Here is a 16,380-nt window from a genome sequence, read left to right as displayed (position 1 = left end):
TCTTGACCACGAGCTTTTGATCGCAGGGCTACCCGATCACCCGTCCAGCAACCGGAGTCCGATCCAGTCCGCCCTGCACGGGCACGACCCCGCGCGTTCGATCAGCGTCAGGGCTGCTCGGCTGCCGCCGGAATTCCTTGCTCTATGCAACGAACCGCACGCTTGCGCTTGTCCACCAGCACGCCGGTCAGGCCCTTCTGCTCGGTGTCGAACAGCACCAGGACGCCGTCGATGCACTGCGCCACCTGCGGCGACGGATTCAGCGACACCCGGTAGTCCTCCCCCGGCACCGTCTTGAGCATCGTGTAGTCGTTGAGCAGCAACGCATCTTCCGGACGCGACAGGTACAGGTAGCCGTAGTACCAGAGCACCATGACGGTGCCGATGACGGTGCCGACGGCGGTGAGGATCAGGGGGATGGGGCTTCGTTCGCTCATGCGGGGTTCCGGTTGCGGGTCGGCCATGGGCCGGTCGGATCAGAGAATGTTGGAGTAGTCGGCCTCGATGCGGTCGAGACTCAGGTGATTGAGGAAGTTGGAAAAGCACATCCAGGCCGACAGCGCGTTGAGGTCCTGGAACTGCTGGGGCAGGTACTTGGGCGGCACCACCATGCCTTCGTCCACCAGCTGGCGCAGCGTGCGCATGTCCTCGAGGGTGGTCTTGCCGCAGAACAGCAGCGGAATCTGTTCCAGCCTTCCCTTGCGCACGGCCAGCTGGATGTAGTTGTAGACCATGATGAAACCCTTCAGGTAGGACAGGTCCTTGGTGAAGGGCAGGCCATCGGGTATCGAGCCACGGAATACACGGCTGGCGTTGCCATAGCTGTCGTCGTCCGAATAGCCCTGCTCACGGAAGAAGCCGAACACGTCGAGGAAGTCGGCGCCCTCCTCGGCCATGTGGATCGCCCGCGTGCGATTGGTGAGCTTGCGCAGGCGCGTCGGGTAGGACGCGAAGGCGATCACCTCCATCAGGATCGCCAGGCCTTCCTGGGTCACGGTCGACGACGGCGGCCCCTTGGCCAGGAAGGTGCAGATCGGCTGGTTCTGCCCGTTGAGGGTGGTGCCGACGTGCACCAGCCCCTCATGAACTTCCAGGGCCCGGACGTCGCGCGGGTTGAACATCGCATCGCTGCGGATCTTGATGTAGTCGGCGCCGGCAGCGGCATCGGCAAGAATGCCGTCGGACTCGAACACCCGGATCACGCCCTCGCCTTCGCCGAACACCGCATCGAGGCGCGACTGCAGCAGCACCACGGCTTGCTTGGCGGTCACCGTCTTGGGTTCGTCCTTGAGGTCGCTGCGATCGGCGATGTTGTTCAGGTAGTCCGACAGCATCAGCCCGAGGTCGGCCAGGGTCGGATCGCCGGCATGGAAGGCATCGGAGGCCGCGCCGTAAAGCTCCTGGGAGATCATGCCGAAGTCGGCCGTGCCGCGCGCCTCGAGCATGCGGATCACCATGCGGTATTCCTTGCACATGCGCCGCATGATCTGCCCCACCGGACTGAACTGGCCGAGCTGACGGGTGATGTCCCGCTCGATGTCCTGGAATTCCTGCTTTTTCGCGCCGGAATCGAATGCCAGCGGTCGCCCGTTGTAATAGTCGCGGTCGACCTGGGGAAGCTCCCGGCATCCGCTGTCGAAGAAACGCTGGCGAACGCCCTCGTCCCACTTGACCGCATCGAGGACCCGCACGGGCGTCTGGGCCTCGACGATGCGATCGGACAGCGCACGCACGATGCTCTGGTATTCGTCCAGGTTGTTACGGGTGTTCATCCAAACCTCGCCAGCGATGAGCCGTACCTGTCAGGTTACACGAGCGACCCGCTCGCGTCGGGGAGCAGTTCGCCATTGACGATGCGCGCCCGGACCTGAGTCCGGGCGCGACGCCGTCACTCGGGGCGCATGTGCGGGAAGAGGATCACGTCGCGAATCGAGGGAGAGTTGGTCAGCAGCATCACCAGGCGGTCGATACCGATGCCCTCGCCCGCGGTGGGCGGCATGCCGTATTCCAGCGCGCGCACGAAGTCGGCATCGAAGTGCATGGCCTCGTCGTCGCCGGCGTCCTTTTCACGAACCTGGGCGTGGAAGCGCTCGGCCTGGTCTTCGGCATCGTTCAGCTCGGAGTAGGCGTTGGCGATCTCGCGGCCGCCGATGAACAGCTCGAAGCGGTCGGTCACGCTCGGATCGTCGTCGCTGCGACGGGCCAGCGGCGAGACCTCGAACGGGTAACGGGTGATGAAGGTCGGCTGCTCCAGCTTGTGCTCGACCAGCTCCTCGAAAATCATCACCTGCAGCTTGCCCAGGCCTTCGTGACCGAGCACCTTGGCGCCCGCCTTCTTGGCGATGGCACGGGAGGTCTCGACATCCTGCAGGTCGGCGGCGCTGATCTCGAGGTTGAACTTCAGGATCGCGTCGAACACCGACAGGCGCGCGAAGGGCTCGCCAAAATGGAAGACCTTGTCGCCATAGGGCACGTCGGTGGTCCCGAGCACCAGCTGCGCGAGCTCGCGGAACAGCTCCTCGGTCAGGTCCATGTTGTCTTCGTAGTCGGCGTAGGCCTGGTAGAACTCGAGCATGGTGAACTCGGGGTTGTGCCGGGTCGAAACGCCTTCGTTACGGAAGTTGCGGTTGATCTCGAAGACTTTCTCGAAGCCGCCGACCACCAGGCGCTTGAGGTAGAGCTCGGGCGCGATGCGCAGGAACATCGGCAGGTCCAGCGCGTTGTGATGGGTCTCGAACGGCTTGGCCGCGGCGCCGCCGGGAATGGTCTGCAGCATCGGCGTCTCGACTTCGAGGAAGTCGCGCTCGTTGAGGAACTTGCGGATGTGAGCGATCACCTGGGAGCGCACACGGAAGGTGTGGCGGGTTTCCTCGTTGACGATCAGGTCGACGTAGCGCTGGCGGTAGCGCTGCTCGGTATCGGTCAGGCCGTGGTGCTTGTCCGGCAGCGGGCGCAGCGACTTGGTCAGCAGGCGCACGTCGGTCATCTCGACGTAGAGGTCGCCCTTGCCCGAACGCGCCAGGGTGCCTTCGGCGGCGATGATGTCGCCCAGGTCCCAGTGCTTGATGGCTTCCAGGGTTTCGGCCGGCAGCGTCTTGCGGTTGACGTAGACCTGGATGCGCCCGGTCATGTCCTGCAGGACCATGAAGGCGCCGCGGTTGAGCATGATGCGCCCGGCGACCTTCACCGGGATTGCCGCTTCAGCCAGCTCTTCCTTGGTCTTGTCCGCGTATTTCTGCTGCAGGTCGTTGCAGTAGCTGTCGCGGCGGAAGTCATTGGGGAAGGCATTGCCCTGCTCGCGCGCGGCAGCAAGTTTTTCCTTGCGCTGGGCGATCAGCTTGTTTTCTTCCTCTTGGATGGCGTGCTGGTTCAGCGGTTGTTCGCTCATATCGGGTCGTCCCGGTCAAATCATCTTCGTAAAGGATTGCACAAGCCCCGGGCGGCACGCCTCGGGGATGAGGCTACCGCGCGCGTGGCTTGCAGCTTGAGGCTTGCCGCTGCGCTCAAAGTCCCTGTTTCAGGCTGGCTTCGAGGTACTCGTCGATGTCCCCGTCCAGCACCTTGTCGCAATCGCTGCGTTCGACGCCGGTACGCAGGTCCTTGATGCGCGACTGGTCGAGCACGTAGGAACGGATCTGGTGACCCCAGCCGATATCCGACTTGGAGTCTTCCAGCGCCTGGGACGCGGCGTTGCGCTTCTGCATCTCCAGCTCGTACAACTTGGCCCGCAGCATCTTCATCGCGGTGTCCTTGTTGGCGTGCTGGGAGCGCTCGTTCTGGCAGGCCACCACGGTGTTGGTCGGCACGTGGGTGATACGCACCGCCGAGTCGGTGGTGTTGACGTGCTGGCCACCGGCGCCCGAGGAGCGGTAGGTGTCGATGCGCAGATCGGACGGGTTGATCTCGATCTCGATGTTGTCGTCGATTTCCGGCGACACGAACACCGCGGTGAACGAGGTGTGACGGCGGTTGCCGGAATCGAACGGGCTCTTGCGGACCAGGCGGTGCACGCCGATCTCGGTGCGCAGCCAGCCGAAGGCGTATTCGCCCTTGATGTGCAGGGTCGCGCCCTTGATGCCGGCGACCTCGCCTTCGGACAACTCGATGATGGTGGCGTCGAAGCCGTGCTTGTCGGCCCAGCGCAGGTACATGCGCAGCAGCATGTTGGCCCAGTCCTGGGCCTCGGTGCCGCCGGAACCGGCCTGGATGTCGAGGTAGGCGTTGTTGGGGTCCATCTCGCCGCTGAACATGCGGCGGAATTCCAGCCCTTCGAGGATGCCGCGCAAGCGGTCGAGTTCGGCGGCCACGTCGTCCACCGCGCTCTGGTCGTTTTCCTCGACGGCCATCTCCAGCAGATCGCGCGAATCGGCCAGGCTGCCGGTGAGGTCGTCGATGGTTTCGACGATCTGCGCCAGGGTGGCGCGCTCACGGCCCAGGTTCTGGGCGTAGTCAGGATTGTTCCAGACGTTGGGGTCTTCGAGTTCGCGGTTTACTTCGACGAGACGATCATGCTTCTGATCGTAGTCAAAGATACCCCCGAATTGACTGGGTGCGGTCGGAGAGGTCCTTGATGCTGTTGAGGATCGGGTTGATTTCCATAGGTGGGCAGCTCTCAATCGGACGTTGCGAAAAGCCGACGATTATAGCGCAGCAGAAAGCCCCTGACAGCCCGCCAGGGACGATCCGAGGGGCGTCAGTGCGCCGCTGCCGTTTCCTTCTGCGGGACCGACTCGACCGCGGAGGCAGCGGCCTTGGCCCGCTGAGTACCGAGAATCAGGTCGGCGGCCTTCTCGGCGATCATCAGCACCGGCGAGCAGGTATTGCCCGAGACGATGTTCGGCATGATCGAGGCATCCACCACGCGCAGCCCGGCGATGCCATGGACCCGCAGCTCGGCATCCACCACGGCGTCGGCGCCCTGCCCCATCTTGCAGGTGCCGGCGGGATGGAAGATGGTCGTGCCGATCTCGCGCGCGGCCTCGTGCAGTTCAGCCTCGCTCTGGTAGTCGGGCCCCGGCTTGTATTCCTCGGGCCGGTAGCGCGCCAGGGCCGGCGCGGCGACGATCCGACGCGTCAGGCGGATGGCATCGGCCGCGACCTGCAGATCGCGCTCGTCGCTCAGGTAGTTGGGCTGGATCGACGGCGCGACCTGCGGATCGGCCGAGCGGATTTCCACGCGGCCACGGCTGTACGGCCGCAGGTTGCAGACCGAGGCGGTGAAGGCCGGGAAGCTGTGCAGTGGGTCGCCGAACTTGTCCAGCGACAGCGGCTGCACGTGGTATTGCAGGTTCGCCGAGGGCTGCGACGGATCGGAGCGGGCGAAGGCGCCGAGCTGGCTGGGCGCCATGGCGAGCGGCCCGCTGCGGCTGGCCAGGTAGCGCACCCCCATGCCCATCTTGCCCCACAGCGTCGAGGCCAGCTGGTTGAGGGTCGAGACGCCGCTGATCTTGTACACCAGGCGCAGCTGCAGGTGATCCTGCAGGTTGCCGCCGACACCGTTCAGCTCGTGACGCACCCCGATCCCGAGCCGTTCCAGCAGGGGCCTGGGACCGATGCCCGAGCGCTGCAGGAGCGTCGGCGAGCCTATCGAGCCTGCGCACAGCAGCACTTCGCGGCGCGCCCGCACCTCCTGCAGCACGCCATCGCGCCGCAGCGACAGCCCGACCGCCCGATCATCCTCCAGCAGAACCCGCTCCACCTCGGCATGGGTCCAGACCACCAGGTTGCCGCGCTTGCTCACCGGTCGCAGAAAGGCCTTGGAAGCGTTCCAGCGGATGCCGCTGCGCTGGTTGACCTGAAAGTAGCCGCAGCCTTCGTTGTCGCCGCCGTTGAAGTCGTCGACGCTGGCGATGCCGCTCTCACGCGCGGCGTCGCGAAAGGCATCGAGGATGTCCCACGACAGGCGCTGCTGCTCGACGCGCCACTCGCCCTCGCCGCCATGGAATTCGCTGCCGCCGCCATGATGGTTCTGGGTGCGCTTGAACAGCGGCAGCACGTCCTTCCAGGCCCAGCCGGGGTTGCCCGCCTCGGCCCAGAGGTCGTAATCGCGGGCCTGCCCGCGCATGTAGATCATGCCGTTGATCGACGAACAGCCGCCCAGCACCTTGCCGCGCGGATACCTGAGCGCGCGCCCGTTCAGGCCGGGCTCGCTTTCGGTGTTGAAACACCAGTCGGTACGCGGATTGCCGATGCAGTAGAGGTACCCCACCGGAATGTGGATCCAGGGATAGTTGTCGCGCCCGCCCGCCTCCAGCAGCAGTACCCGCACTCCCGGGTCGGCCGACAGCCGGTTGGCCAACAGACAGCCCGCCGGGCCGGCCCCAACGATCAGGTAATCGAACTGCTCCACCATGTGCGGGTACTCCACGTCTTGTTGTTATCGTCCTGCGTAGCGACCTCAGCTGCCGGTCAGGCGCCGTCCGTCCGGGCCTGGCTCTCCAGCTCGGCCTTCAGGCCCGGCTCCAGCTTGAGCGCGCGCGCCAGCTCGTCGAGATAGGCGCGCTCCATGAACTGCTCCTCGTCCACCGCCAGCAGGCTGGCCAGGTACATTTCGGCGGCAAGCTCCGGCGTGGTCGCCGCGCTGGCCACCTCCTGGGGGCTGAGCGGCTTGTTCAACTCGCCTTCGAGCCACCGGCGCAACTCGGCGTCGTCGGTCAGCTTGGCCATCTCCGCCTCGATCAGCTGACGCTCGCGATCGTCGACGTGGCCGTCGGCCTTGGCCGCTGCCACCAGGGCCTTGAGGATCGCCTGGCTGTGTCCTTCCACCTCGTCCGGCGGAAGGCGGTCGAGGGTCCGGGGCTCGGGAGCAGCCGTGTTGCCCTGCTGCGCCTGCCAGTTGTTATAGGCCTTGTAGGCCAATACCCCGAGCGCCGCCAGCCCGCCATAGGTCGTAGCCTTGCCGCCGAAACGGCGCGCCTTGCGGTTGCCCAGCAGCAGGCCCATGGCGCCGGCCGCAAGCGCACTGTTGCCACCACCGGACAGCAGGCTGCCGAGCCCTCCGCCACCGGCTCCGGACAGCATGTCGCCCAGCGTGCCGCCTCCGGAAACGCCCCCGCCGCCGGGGACCTGCTGCTTCTGTTTCTGCTGCAGCATCGACTGGCCGGATTTGAGGAGCTGATCGAGTAAGCCGCTCGTTTTCATGAGGAATCTCGCTTTGGCAGGTGGATGTCAGTCCTGCTGCGCCATGACCTGGCGAACAGGCGTATCGCGATGCGCGGCCCGCACGTACTGCGCCGGCCAGGGCACCGAGCGCTCGCCCAGGTACTCCGCCGCATGCAGCGGCCAGTACGGGTCGCGCAGCAGTTCGCGGGCGAGCAGGATCAGGTCGGCCTGGCCGGTGCGCAGGATGTGCTCGGCCTGCACCGCCTCGGTGATCATGCCCACGGTGCCGGTCGCGATGTCCGCCTCGCGCCGCACCCGCTCGGCGAACTGCGTCTGGTAGCCGGGGCCGACGGGAATCTCGGCATTGGCCGCGGTGCCGCCGGAGGACACGTCGATGAGGTCCACGCCCAGCTGCCTGAGGCGGCGCGCCAGCTCCACCGTCTCGTCAGGGTTCCAGCCATCGGCGACCCAGTCGGTCGCCGAGAGCCGCACGAACAGGGGCAACTCCTCGGGCCACACGCCGCGCACCGCTTCGGTGACTTCCAGCAGCAGGCGGATGCGGTTGTCGAACGAGCCGCCGTAGCGGTCCTGGCGCTGGTTGGAAAGTGGCGACAGGAACTGGTGCAGCAGGTAGCCATGGGCGGCATGCACTTCCGCGACCTTGAACCCGGCGGCCAGCGAACGCTCGGCAGCCCGCACGAAGGCCTGGACGATCGCCCCGATCCCCGCCTCGTCGAGCGCCGTGGGCAGCGCATGTTCGGGATCGAAGGCGATCGACGACGGCCCGACCGGCGTCCAGCCGCCGGCGGCCACCGGAACGCTGCCGTGCTTGCGCAGCCAGGGCTGCCAGGTGCTCGCCTTGCGCCCGGCGTGGGCCAGCTGCACGCCGGCGAACGCGCCCTGATGCTCGATGAAACGGGTGATGCGGCGCAGCGGCTCGACGTGATCGTCGGACCAGATGCCCAGGTCCTCCGGCGAAATCCGCCCCTCCGCCGTGACCGCCGTCGCCTCGACGATGACCAGCCCGGCGCCTCCCACCGCGCGGCTGCCCAGGTGGACCAGGTGCCAGTCGTTGGCCATGCCCGCCTTGGCCGAGTACTGGCACATCGGCGAAACGGCGATGCGGTTGGGCAAGGTGAGCTGGCGCAGGGTCAGGGGCTGGAAAAGCAGGGACATGGCGAACCTCGACTGCAATGAATGCCGGTTGGACACCCTTGAGTACAGACTGTTTCGCCAAACCCGCCATCCAACCCGCACCGTGGCGCCGACGGAAGGGCGCTATCGGCCGCCAGCGGCCGGGCTCAGGCCGCCTCGACCTGCACCGGTACGCCGTTGAGCGCGGCATTGCCCGACAGGGCGTCGAGCTGGCGCTCGTCGGTCAGGTCGTTGGCGCTGGCACCGGGCTGGGCCCGGGCGATCGCCAGTTGCACCCCGGGCCGCCCGTGGCCCCAGCCGTGCGGCAGGCTGACCACGCCGGGCATCATGTCCTCGCTGGCCAGCACCTCGACCTCGATCTCCCCGACCCGCGAGCGGACCTTGACCCGCTGGCCGTCCAGCAGGCCGCGCCGGCTCAGGTCCTGCGGATGCATCAGCAGCTGGTGGCGGGGCTTTCCCTTCACCAGGCGGTGATAGTTGTGCATCCAGGAGTTGTTGCTGCGCACGTGCCGCCGCCCGATCAGCAGCAGCTGGTCCGCCGGGGCCGGGGTCGCCTCGGCAAAACGCGGCAGGTCGGCGAGCAGCTGCGCGGGCGCGGCGTCTATCTGCCGGTCGGCGGTTTTCAGGCGCGCCTCGAGGTTGGGACGAAGCGGCCCCAGGTCGAGGCCGTGGGGATGGTCGCGAAGCACGGCGAGGCTCAGCCGGCGCTCGGAGCGCTCGCCGTGGGGCCCCTGGCGCAGGGCGAAGTCGATCATCTGCTCCGGCGGCAGGGTCGGCTTGAGCTCGACGCCCGTCCGCGCCGCGAACGCCCTGGCCAGCCCGACGAAGATCTCCCAGTCGTGCAGCGCGCCCTCGGGCCGGGCGAATACCGGCGGGTTGAAGCGGGTGACGTTGCGCACCGCCAGCAGGTTGAAGGTGCTGTCGTAGTGATCGTGCTCCAGCGGCGCGGTCGGCGGCAGGATCAGGTCGGCGTGGCGGGTCGTTTCGTTTATGTAGAAATCCACGCTGAGCATGAACTCGAGGCCGGCGAGCGCCTGCTCCAGACGCTGCCCGTTGGGCGTCGACAGCACCGGGTTGCCGGCCACGGTCACCAGCGCCCTCACCTGCCCCTCGCCCGGGGTGAGCATCTCCTCGGCCAGTGCCGAGACCGGCAGCTCGCCGCCGTACTCCGGCAGCCCGGACACCCGGCTTTTCCAGCGATCGAAATGACCGCCCGAGGTGGCCTCGACCAGATCCACCGCAGGTTCGGTGCAGAGCGCCCCGCCGACCCGGTCGAGGTTGCCGGTGACCAGATTGATCAGCTGCACCAACCACTGGCAGAGGGTGCCGAACGCCTGGGTCGAGACGCCCATGCGCCCGTAGCAGACGGCCTTGTCGGCGGCGGCGAAATCGCGTGCCAGCTGGCGGATGACGGCCGCGTCGATGCCGCAACGCGAACTCATCGCCTCGGCGCTGAACGGTGCGATGGCGTCGCGCACCGCCTCCAGCCCGGTGACCGGCAGCGGGCTGGCCCGGGTCAGGCCCTCCTCGAACAGTGTATTGAGCAGCCCGAACAGCAGCGCCGCATCCTGGCCGGGACGGACGAACAGATGCTGGTCGGCGATCGCCGCCGTCTCGCTGCGCCGCGGGTCGACCACCACCAGCTTGCCGCCGCGCCCCTGGATGGCCCTGAGGCGCTTTTCGACGTCCGGCACGGTCATAATGCTGCCGTTGGAGGCCAGGGGGTTGCCGCCCAGGATCAGCATGAAATCGGTGTGGTCGATGTCCGGGATCGGGATCAGCAGCCCGTGGCCGTACATCAGGTGACTGGTCAGGTGATGGGGCAACTGGTCGACCGAGGTCGCCGAATAGCGGTTGCGCGTTTTCAGCAGGCCGAGAAAGTAGTTGCTGTGGGTCATCAACCCGTAGTTGTGAACGCTCGGGTTGCCCTGATAGACGGCCACAGCATTGTTGCCGTGGCGCTCGCGGATTCCGGCCAGCCGCTCGGCGACCAGCGCGAAGGCTTCGTCCCAGCCGATCGCCTGCCACTGCTCGCCGTCGCGCCGCATGGGTTGGCGCAGGCGGTCCGGATCGTTCTGGATGTCCTGCAGGGCGACCGCCTTGGGGCAGATGTGGCCACGGCTGAAGCTGTCCAGCGCATCGCCCTTGATCGAGAGAATCGCCTCGCCGCGGGTTTCGATGGCCAGTCCGCAGATCGCTTCGCACAGGTGACAGGCGCGGTAGTGAGTGGTCGTGTCGTTCATCACGGGGTCCGCCGATCGTTCTTGTAGTCCCGCCACTCTAGGCCTGCGGCGGAGGACTCACAATCGAAGACGGCGCGGGCAAATGCCCGCCGATTCAGCGCGCCGATGGTGCATCGCCGGCGCCGCGCCGGACTCAGCGCGCGGCGATGTGGGCGACCAGCAACTGCACGCTTTCGCGGCCGCGGTACTCGTTGACGTCGAGCTTGTAGGCGAGCTCGACCCAGCGTACCGACGCGTTGGGCCAGATGTCCCGGTCGATGTTGAAAGCGATGCCGTCGAGGCTCAGCGAACCGCATTCGCTCTTGAGCACCAGCTTCAGGTGCTTGTCCCCGACCAGACGCTGCTGGACCAACTGGAACACGCCATGGAACAGCGGCTCGGGGAAGTGCTGCCCCCAGGGGCCGGCGTGACGCAGCGCCCTGGCCAGCTCCAGGTGGAATTCCTCCACGCTGAGCTGCCCATCGGTGAGCAGGCGCCCGGTCAGGTCGTCTTCGCACAGCTGGCGACGGACCTCGGCGTCGAAGGCTGCGGCAAAGGCGCCGAAGTTGGCCTGGGGCAGCGACAGCCCGGCGGCCATGGCATGCCCGCCGAACTTGCTGATCAGCCCCGGATGACGCGCCGCGACGGCATCGAGCGCATCGCGAATGTGAAACCCCGGCACCGAGCGGGCCGAGCCCTTGAGCACGCCGTCACCGGCATCGGCGAAGGCGATGGTCGGACGGTGGTAGCGCTCCTTCAGGCGCGAGGCGAGGATGCCGATCACGCCCTGGTGCCACTCGGCGTCGAACAGGCACAGGCCGAACGGCAGGTCTTCGAGCGGCAGGTCCTTGAGCTGGGCGAGCGCCTCGCGCTGCATGCCCTGCTCGATGGCCTTGCGGTCCTGGTTGAGCTGGTCGAGCTGAACGGCCATGTCGCGCGCCAGCGCCTCGTCCTCGCAAAGCAGGCATTCGATGCCCAGGGACATGTCGTCCAGACGGCCCGCCGCGTTCAGGCGCGGCCCGATGATGAAGCCAAGGTCGGTGGAGGTGATGCGCTGATGATCGCGACCGGCCACTTCGAGAATCGCCCGCAGGCCGGCGCGCGCGCGCCCAGCCCGAATGCGCGCCAGGCCCTGGTGGACGAGGATGCGGTTGTTGGCATCGAGCGGCACCACGTCGGCCACGCTGCCCAGCGCGACCAGGTCGAGCAGCCCGGCGAGGTTCGGCTCGGTCCAGCCGTTGCGGCTGAACCAGCCGCGTTCGCGCAGGCGCGCCCGCAGCGCCAGCAACACGTAGAAGATCACCCCGACGCCGGCGATGCACTTGCTCGGAAAGCGGCATTCGGGCTGGTTCGGGTTGACGATGGCGTCGGCGGCCGGCAGCTCCGGGCCAGGCAGGTGATGGTCGGTGACCAGCACCTTGAGCCCCGCCGCCTTGGCCGCCGCCACGCCCTCGACGCTGGAAATGCCGTTGTCCACCGTCACCAGCAGGCCCGGCTGGCGCTCCAGGGCGACGGCGACGATTTCCGGCGTCAGCCCGTAGCCGTATTCGAAACGGTTGGGCACCAGGTAATCGACATGGGCCGCGCCGAGTTGGCGAAGCCCCAGCACGCCCACCGCGCTGGCCGTCGCGCCATCGGCGTCGAAGTCGCCAACGAAGAGAATCCGCTGGCGGCTCTCCAGCGCCTCGGCCAGCAATTCGACCGCCGCGTCGATGCCCTTGAGCTGGCCGTACGGGATCAGCCGCGCCAGCCCCTTGTCCAGCTCTTGCGCCGAGCGGACCCCGCGGGCGGCATACAGCCGTTGCAACAGCGGCGGCAGGTCACCCAGATCCGGCAGGGTTTCGGGTAACGGGCGGGGTTCGATACGCATGGTCGGTTCCGGTGGCTAGCGGTACAGCGGTTCAGAGCGAGGTGGCGGCGCGCGCGGCCTGGTCGTAGAGGCCCGACATCGCGCGCAACAGTCCGGCGAGACGATGGACCTCGTCGGGATCGACGTTGAGGTTCTCGAACGAGGCGATCAGGCATTCACGGCGGATGTCGGCGTATTCCTTGCAGAGCTCCCGACCCTTGTCGGTGGTGCGGTAATACATTTCCTTGCCCTGCTTCTCACCCTCCACCAGGCCGAGCTTGGCAAGTTTCTTCAGCGCATAGGTCACGGTGTGGGTGTCTTCTATATTGAGGACGAGGCAGATGTCCGCCTGGCGCTTGGCACGCCCGCGACTGGTCAGGTTATGCAGCACCATCACGTCGAGTGCGTTCATTTCCACTGCGCCGGAGGCTTTCATGCAGCGCTCCATCCAGCGCATCAGCGCGTTGCTGGCGACGATGATGCCGTATTCGAGCTCGGACAGTTCCTGGGATTGTTCGGCGAGATGCGCCGACGCGACGATCGGCGAGCGCAATGGGCGGGGAGTTTTCACATCGACCATGAGCGGTTCCATGACGTGGGGGCGATGGCGCGACCTGAGCCGCACGCTGGAATGGGCGCCAAGCATACCGCAATGCACCCCTGCGGTGCGCCGCGACGACTCATCAGAAAATCATCAATAAATCGTTGATATTTTATTATCGTCCACGCATTCTCCGCCGCAACGTGCGACGAATAAAAGAGAGGATCCGCCATGAACCTGCTCCTGAACTGCGACATCGGCGAAAGCTTCGGTGCCTGGACGATGGGCCTGGACGCCGAAGTGATGCCCTTCATCGACTGCGCCAACGTCGCCTGTGGCTTCCACGCGTCCGACCCGCAGATCATGCGCCGCACCGTGGCGCTGGCCGCGCAGCACAACGTTCGCATCGGCGCACACCCCGCCTATCCGGACCTGGTCGGCTTCGGTCGCCGCTCGATGGCCTGCAGCCCGTCGGAAGTGGAGAACATGCTGCTCTACCAGATCGGCGCGCTCGACGGCATCTGCCGCGCCGAGGGCACCCGCGTCAGCTACGTCAAACCCCACGGCGCGCTCTACAACGACATGATGCGCCAGCCCGACCTGCTGCGCGCGGTGATGCGCGCCATCAAGGCCTATGACGCGACCCTGCCGCTGATGCTGATGTCCACGCGGGACAATGGCGCCAGCCAGGCACTGGCGGCGGAACTGGGCATCACCCTGTGGTTCGAGGTCTTCGCCGACCGCGCCTACGACGCCGCCGGCATGCTGGTGTCGCGCAGCCTGCCCGGCGCCGTGCACCACGACGCCGAGACAGTGGCCGCCCAGGCCCTGACGCTGGCCAAGGGCGAGCCGCTCACCGCCAGCGACGGCAGCGCCCTGGTGCTGCAGGCCGACACCCTGTGCGTCCACGGCGACAACGCCGGTTCCATCGCCGCCGTGCAGCGCATCCGTCAGGCGTTGCAGGAGCTGGCTGCGTGACGCCGCGCATCGAAGTGGTCGGCGTCGACAGCCTGATGCTGCGTCTGTTCGACCAGATCGACGAAGGCAACATGCCCTGGATGCTGGCTGCGACCCTGCGCGTGCGCGAGGCCTTCGGGCCGGCCCTGCGCGACCTCGTGCCCTCCTACACCACGCTGCTGCTGCACTACGACCTGACGCTGATGGACGACCGCCAGGCCCGCCAGCGCATCACTGACGCCTTCGAAGGCTTGCAACCGAGCGCCGGAACCAGCGCCCGCCAGCATGAGATCCCGGTCTGGTACGACCCGAGCGTCGGCCCCGAACTCGAACCGCTGGGCAAGCGCAGCGGGCTGGGCGCGGCCGGCGTGATCGAGCGCCACAGTTCGCACACCTACCAGGTCTTCGCCCTGGGCTTCGCGCCCGGCTTCGCCTTCATGGGGCTGGTCGACGAGATCCTCGCCAGCCCGCGCCTGCAGACGCCACGCAAGCAGGTGCCTGCCGGCAGCCTGGGCATCGCCGATCGCCAGACCGCCATCTACCCGCTGGTTTCGCCGGGCGGCTGGAACCTGATCGGCCGCAGCCCGACCCGGCTGTTCGACCGTGAGCTCGACGGCTACAGCCTCTGGCAACCGGGCGATCGGGTACGCTTCATCCCCATCGACCGCGCCGAGTTCCTCCGCCTGGGCGGCGACGACACGCCCTTCGAGGTGACCCCATGAGCCTTGTGATCGAACGCGCCGGCGCCATGGCCAGCCTTCAGGACGGCGGCCGCAGCGGCGTGCGCCACCTGGGCGTGACCCAGGGCGGCGCGGCCGACTGGGTTTCCCAGGCCTGGGCCAATTGGCTGCTCGGCAACCCGCTGCAGGCCGCGACCATCGAAATCACCCTGGGCAACTTCAGCGTTCGCGCCGAAACCGACAGCTGTCTGGCGATCTGCGGCGCCGACCTCAAGGCGACCCTGGACGATCGGCCGATCGCCCCGGGACGCAGCTTCGCCATCCGCAAGGGCCAGCTGTTGAGCTTCGCCCAGCCCCGCGAAGGCGTTCGAGCCTATCTCGCGGCGCCCGGCGGCTTTCTGGCCACAGCCGTGCTGGGCAGTTGCGCCACCGTTCGCCGTGAGCAGCTCGGCGGCCTGCACGGCGATGGCCGCCCGCTCGAAACCGGCGATCGTCTGCGCTGGAGTGGCGCGCCCCCGGCGCCGCGCGAACTGCCGCCAGGGCAGCTGCGCTCGCTGTCTCCGAGCGGCCCGCTGGCGGTGGTGCTGGGCGCGCAGATCGGCGATTTCAGCGGCCAGAGCCTGTTCGATGTCTTCAACGCCGACTGGACCGTGGACCAGCGCGCCGACCGCATGGGCGTCCGCCTGCTCGGCCCGGTGCTGCGCAGCGCGCGGGAGTCGATGATTTCCGAAGGCGTTCCGCTCGGTGCCATCCAGGTGCCGCCCGACGGTCAGCCCATCGTGCTGCTCAACGACCGACAGACCATCGGCGGCTACCCCCGCCTCGGCGCCCTCACGCCGCTGGCCGTCGCCCAACTGGCCCAGTGCATGCCTGGCACCGTGCTGCGGCTCAAGCCCATGGCCCTGGAAAGCGCCCAGCGCGAGCAGCGTCGGCTGCTGGCCACCTGGCAACAGACCACAGCGGAGCGATGAGCATGGACCTGACACCCTACCGAGACCTGCCCCCGGCCGCGCTGCGCGAGCGGATTCGCCGCGGCGAATTCGACGGCCCGACCGCCGGGCTGGCCAACGGCTACGCCCAGGCCAACCTGATGATCGTGCGCCGCGAACTGGCCTACGACTTCCTGCTGTTCTGCCAGCGCAACCCCAAGCCCTGCCCGCTGCTGGACGTCACCGACCCGGGCAGTTTCGAGCCTCGGCATGCCGCGCCAGGCGCCGATATCCGCACGGACTTTCCGCGCTATCGCCTCTACCGCAACGGCGAACTCGAGCAGGAGGTGCAGGACATCACGCCCTTCTGGGAAGACGACATGGTGGCCTTCCTCATCGGCTGCAGCTTCAGCTTCGAAGGCGCGCTGATGGCCAACGGCGTGCCGGTCAGGCACATCGAGGACGGCCACAACGTCCCGATGTACCGCACCAACATCGCCTGCCAGCCCGCCGGTCGCCTGAGCGGGCCGATGGTGGTGAGCATGCGCCCGATGCCGGCCGACAAGGTGGTGCGCGCCGTGCAGGTCACCTCGCGCTTTCCTTCGGTGCACGGCGCGCCGGTGCATGTCGGCGACCCGCGGCTGCTGGGGATCGAGGATCTGGCCAAGCCGGATTTCGGCGACCCCTCCCGCCTGCGCGAAGGCGAAGTCCCGGTGTTCTGGGCCTGCGGCGTGACCCCTCAGGCCGTGGCGATGCAGGCCAGGCCCGAGCTGGTCATCACCCACGCGCCAGGGCACATGTTCATTACCGACCTGAGGGACGAACAGCTGGGCGTGATCTGACCCGGCACGGTTTCACGCGTTACCAACAAGAACGATCTTTGCCGGGCATCCACTGCGCGGCTGCATTTCCCTACCTGCCCCAACGCCAAGAAAAAAGAAGGTAT

At 67.3% G+C, this 16,380-nt stretch carries 14 protein-coding genes; 4 read left to right on the top strand and 10 right to left on the bottom strand.

The features are described 5' to 3' along the window. Positions 1–107: 107 nt before the first annotated feature. The 10 genes from DN824_RS07450 to DN824_RS07405 all read right to left on the bottom strand — a co-directional run bounded on the left by DN824_RS07450 (position 108) and on the right by DN824_RS07405 (position 12,907). Positions 108–437 carry a PA3694 family proteiin gene (locus DN824_RS07450; protein WP_138407716.1) on the bottom strand — a complete coding sequence of 110 codons (330 nt, stop codon included), beginning with the start codon at positions 435–437 and terminating at the stop codon, positions 108–110. Between the two features lie 39 nt (positions 438–476). Continuing rightward, positions 477–1,772 (bottom strand): flavohemoglobin expression-modulating QEGLA motif protein, encoded by a 1,296-nt coding sequence (locus tag DN824_RS07445; protein WP_138407715.1) that lies wholly within the window; start codon positions 1,770–1,772, stop codon positions 477–479. A 116-nt stretch (positions 1,773–1,888) separates the two neighbouring features. After that, positions 1,889–3,388: a lysine--tRNA ligase gene (gene lysS, locus DN824_RS07440; RefSeq protein WP_138407714.1), complete on the bottom strand. Its 1,500-nt coding sequence runs from the start codon at positions 3,386–3,388 to the stop codon at positions 1,889–1,891. A gap of 115 nt (positions 3,389–3,503) precedes the next feature. Beyond that, positions 3,504–4,599, bottom strand: a protein-coding gene (prfB, locus tag DN824_RS07435; protein WP_138407713.1) for a peptide chain release factor 2 whose coding sequence is annotated in 2 segments (ribosomal slippage) — positions 3,504–4,526 and positions 4,528–4,599 — 1,095 coding nt in all. Because the reading frame shifts where the segments join, the coding sequence is not laid out codon by codon here. Positions 4,600–4,693: 94 nt separating this feature from the next. Continuing rightward, on the bottom strand, positions 4,694–6,352 hold the full coding sequence (locus DN824_RS07430; protein ID WP_138407712.1) for a GMC family oxidoreductase: 1,659 nt from the start codon (positions 6,350–6,352) through the stop codon (positions 4,694–4,696). A 56-nt stretch (positions 6,353–6,408) separates the two neighbouring features. Beyond that, positions 6,409–7,140: a tellurite resistance TerB family protein gene (locus tag DN824_RS07425; protein ID WP_138407711.1), complete on the bottom strand. Its 732-nt coding sequence runs from the start codon at positions 7,138–7,140 to the stop codon at positions 6,409–6,411. A 27-nt stretch (positions 7,141–7,167) separates the two neighbouring features. Beyond that, entirely contained in the window at positions 7,168–8,277 is a 1,110-nt protein-coding gene (locus DN824_RS07420) for an NADH:flavin oxidoreductase/NADH oxidase (protein ID WP_138407710.1), read from the bottom strand. Positions 8,278–8,402: 125 nt separating this feature from the next. Then, complete coding sequence (locus DN824_RS07415; RefSeq protein ID WP_138407709.1) at positions 8,403–10,499, bottom strand: molybdopterin oxidoreductase family protein; 2,097 nt, start codon at positions 10,497–10,499, stop codon at positions 8,403–8,405. Between the two features lie 133 nt (positions 10,500–10,632). Next, positions 10,633–12,348, bottom strand: coding sequence for a single-stranded-DNA-specific exonuclease RecJ (gene recJ / locus DN824_RS07410; protein ID WP_138407708.1), 1,716 nt, complete (start codon positions 12,346–12,348; stop codon positions 10,633–10,635). Positions 12,349–12,379: 31 nt separating this feature from the next. After that, entirely contained in the window at positions 12,380–12,907 is a 528-nt protein-coding gene (locus tag DN824_RS07405; protein WP_138407707.1) for a winged helix DNA-binding protein, read from the bottom strand. Between the two features lie 192 nt (positions 12,908–13,099). On the opposite strand from DN824_RS07405, the gene DN824_RS07400 reads away from it, so the two are divergent. Genes DN824_RS07400 through DN824_RS07385 form a run of 4 tightly spaced genes read left to right on the top strand, consistent with a single transcriptional unit; the run spans position 13,100 to position 16,276 of the window. Beyond that, a complete protein-coding gene (locus tag DN824_RS07400) occupies positions 13,100–13,846 on the top strand; it encodes a 5-oxoprolinase subunit PxpA (RefSeq protein WP_138407706.1) in 747 nt (248 codons plus the stop codon). Further along, on the top strand, positions 13,843–14,547 hold the full coding sequence (gene pxpB, locus DN824_RS07395) for a 5-oxoprolinase subunit PxpB (protein ID WP_138407705.1): 705 nt from the start codon (positions 13,843–13,845) through the stop codon (positions 14,545–14,547). The genes DN824_RS07400 and pxpB overlap by 4 nt, the downstream gene beginning before the upstream one ends. Then, on the top strand, positions 14,544–15,476 hold the full coding sequence (locus DN824_RS07390) for a 5-oxoprolinase subunit C family protein (protein ID WP_138407704.1): 933 nt from the start codon (positions 14,544–14,546) through the stop codon (positions 15,474–15,476). Before pxpB ends, DN824_RS07390 begins: the two co-directional genes overlap by 4 nt. A 2-nt stretch (positions 15,477–15,478) precedes the next feature. Next, a complete protein-coding gene (locus DN824_RS07385) occupies positions 15,479–16,276 on the top strand; it encodes a putative hydro-lyase (protein WP_138407703.1) in 798 nt (265 codons plus the stop codon). Positions 16,277–16,380: the final 104 nt, after the last annotated feature.

It is taken from the genome of Stutzerimonas nosocomialis, from assembly GCF_005876855.1.
GTDB classification, from domain to species: Bacteria; Pseudomonadota; Gammaproteobacteria; order Pseudomonadales; family Pseudomonadaceae; genus Stutzerimonas; species Stutzerimonas nosocomialis.
This window is presented reverse-complemented; position numbering and strand designations above follow the sequence as displayed.

Bases quoted from the DNA above. Each gene is read 5' to 3' on its own strand.
- DN824_RS07450 (WP_138407716.1), bottom strand. From the start codon at position 437: ATGAGCGAACGAAGCCCCATCCCCCTGATCCTCACCGCCGTCGGCACC.
- DN824_RS07445 (WP_138407715.1), bottom strand. From the start codon at position 1,772: ATGAACACCCGTAACAACCTGGACGAATACCAGAGCATCGTGCGTGCG.
- lysS (WP_138407714.1), bottom strand. From the start codon at position 3,388: ATGAGCGAACAACCGCTGAACCAGCACGCCATCCAAGAGGAAGAAAAC.
- DN824_RS07430 (WP_138407712.1), bottom strand. From the start codon at position 6,352: ATGGTGGAGCAGTTCGATTACCTGATCGTTGGGGCCGGCCCGGCGGGC.
- DN824_RS07425 (WP_138407711.1), bottom strand. From the start codon at position 7,140: ATGAAAACGAGCGGCTTACTCGATCAGCTCCTCAAATCCGGCCAGTCG.
- DN824_RS07420 (WP_138407710.1), bottom strand. From the start codon at position 8,277: ATGTCCCTGCTTTTCCAGCCCCTGACCCTGCGCCAGCTCACCTTGCCC.
- DN824_RS07415 (WP_138407709.1), bottom strand. From the start codon at position 10,499: ATGAACGACACGACCACTCACTACCGCGCCTGTCACCTGTGCGAAGCG.
- recJ (WP_138407708.1), bottom strand. From the start codon at position 12,348: ATGCGTATCGAACCCCGCCCGTTACCCGAAACCCTGCCGGATCTGGGT.
- DN824_RS07405 (WP_138407707.1), bottom strand. From the start codon at position 12,907: ATGGTCGATGTGAAAACTCCCCGCCCATTGCGCTCGCCGATCGTCGCG.
- DN824_RS07400 (WP_138407706.1), top strand. From the start codon at position 13,100: ATGAACCTGCTCCTGAACTGCGACATCGGCGAAAGCTTCGGTGCCTGG.
- DN824_RS07390 (WP_138407704.1), top strand. From the start codon at position 14,544: ATGAGCCTTGTGATCGAACGCGCCGGCGCCATGGCCAGCCTTCAGGAC.
- DN824_RS07385 (WP_138407703.1), top strand. From the start codon at position 15,479: ATGGACCTGACACCCTACCGAGACCTGCCCCCGGCCGCGCTGCGCGAG.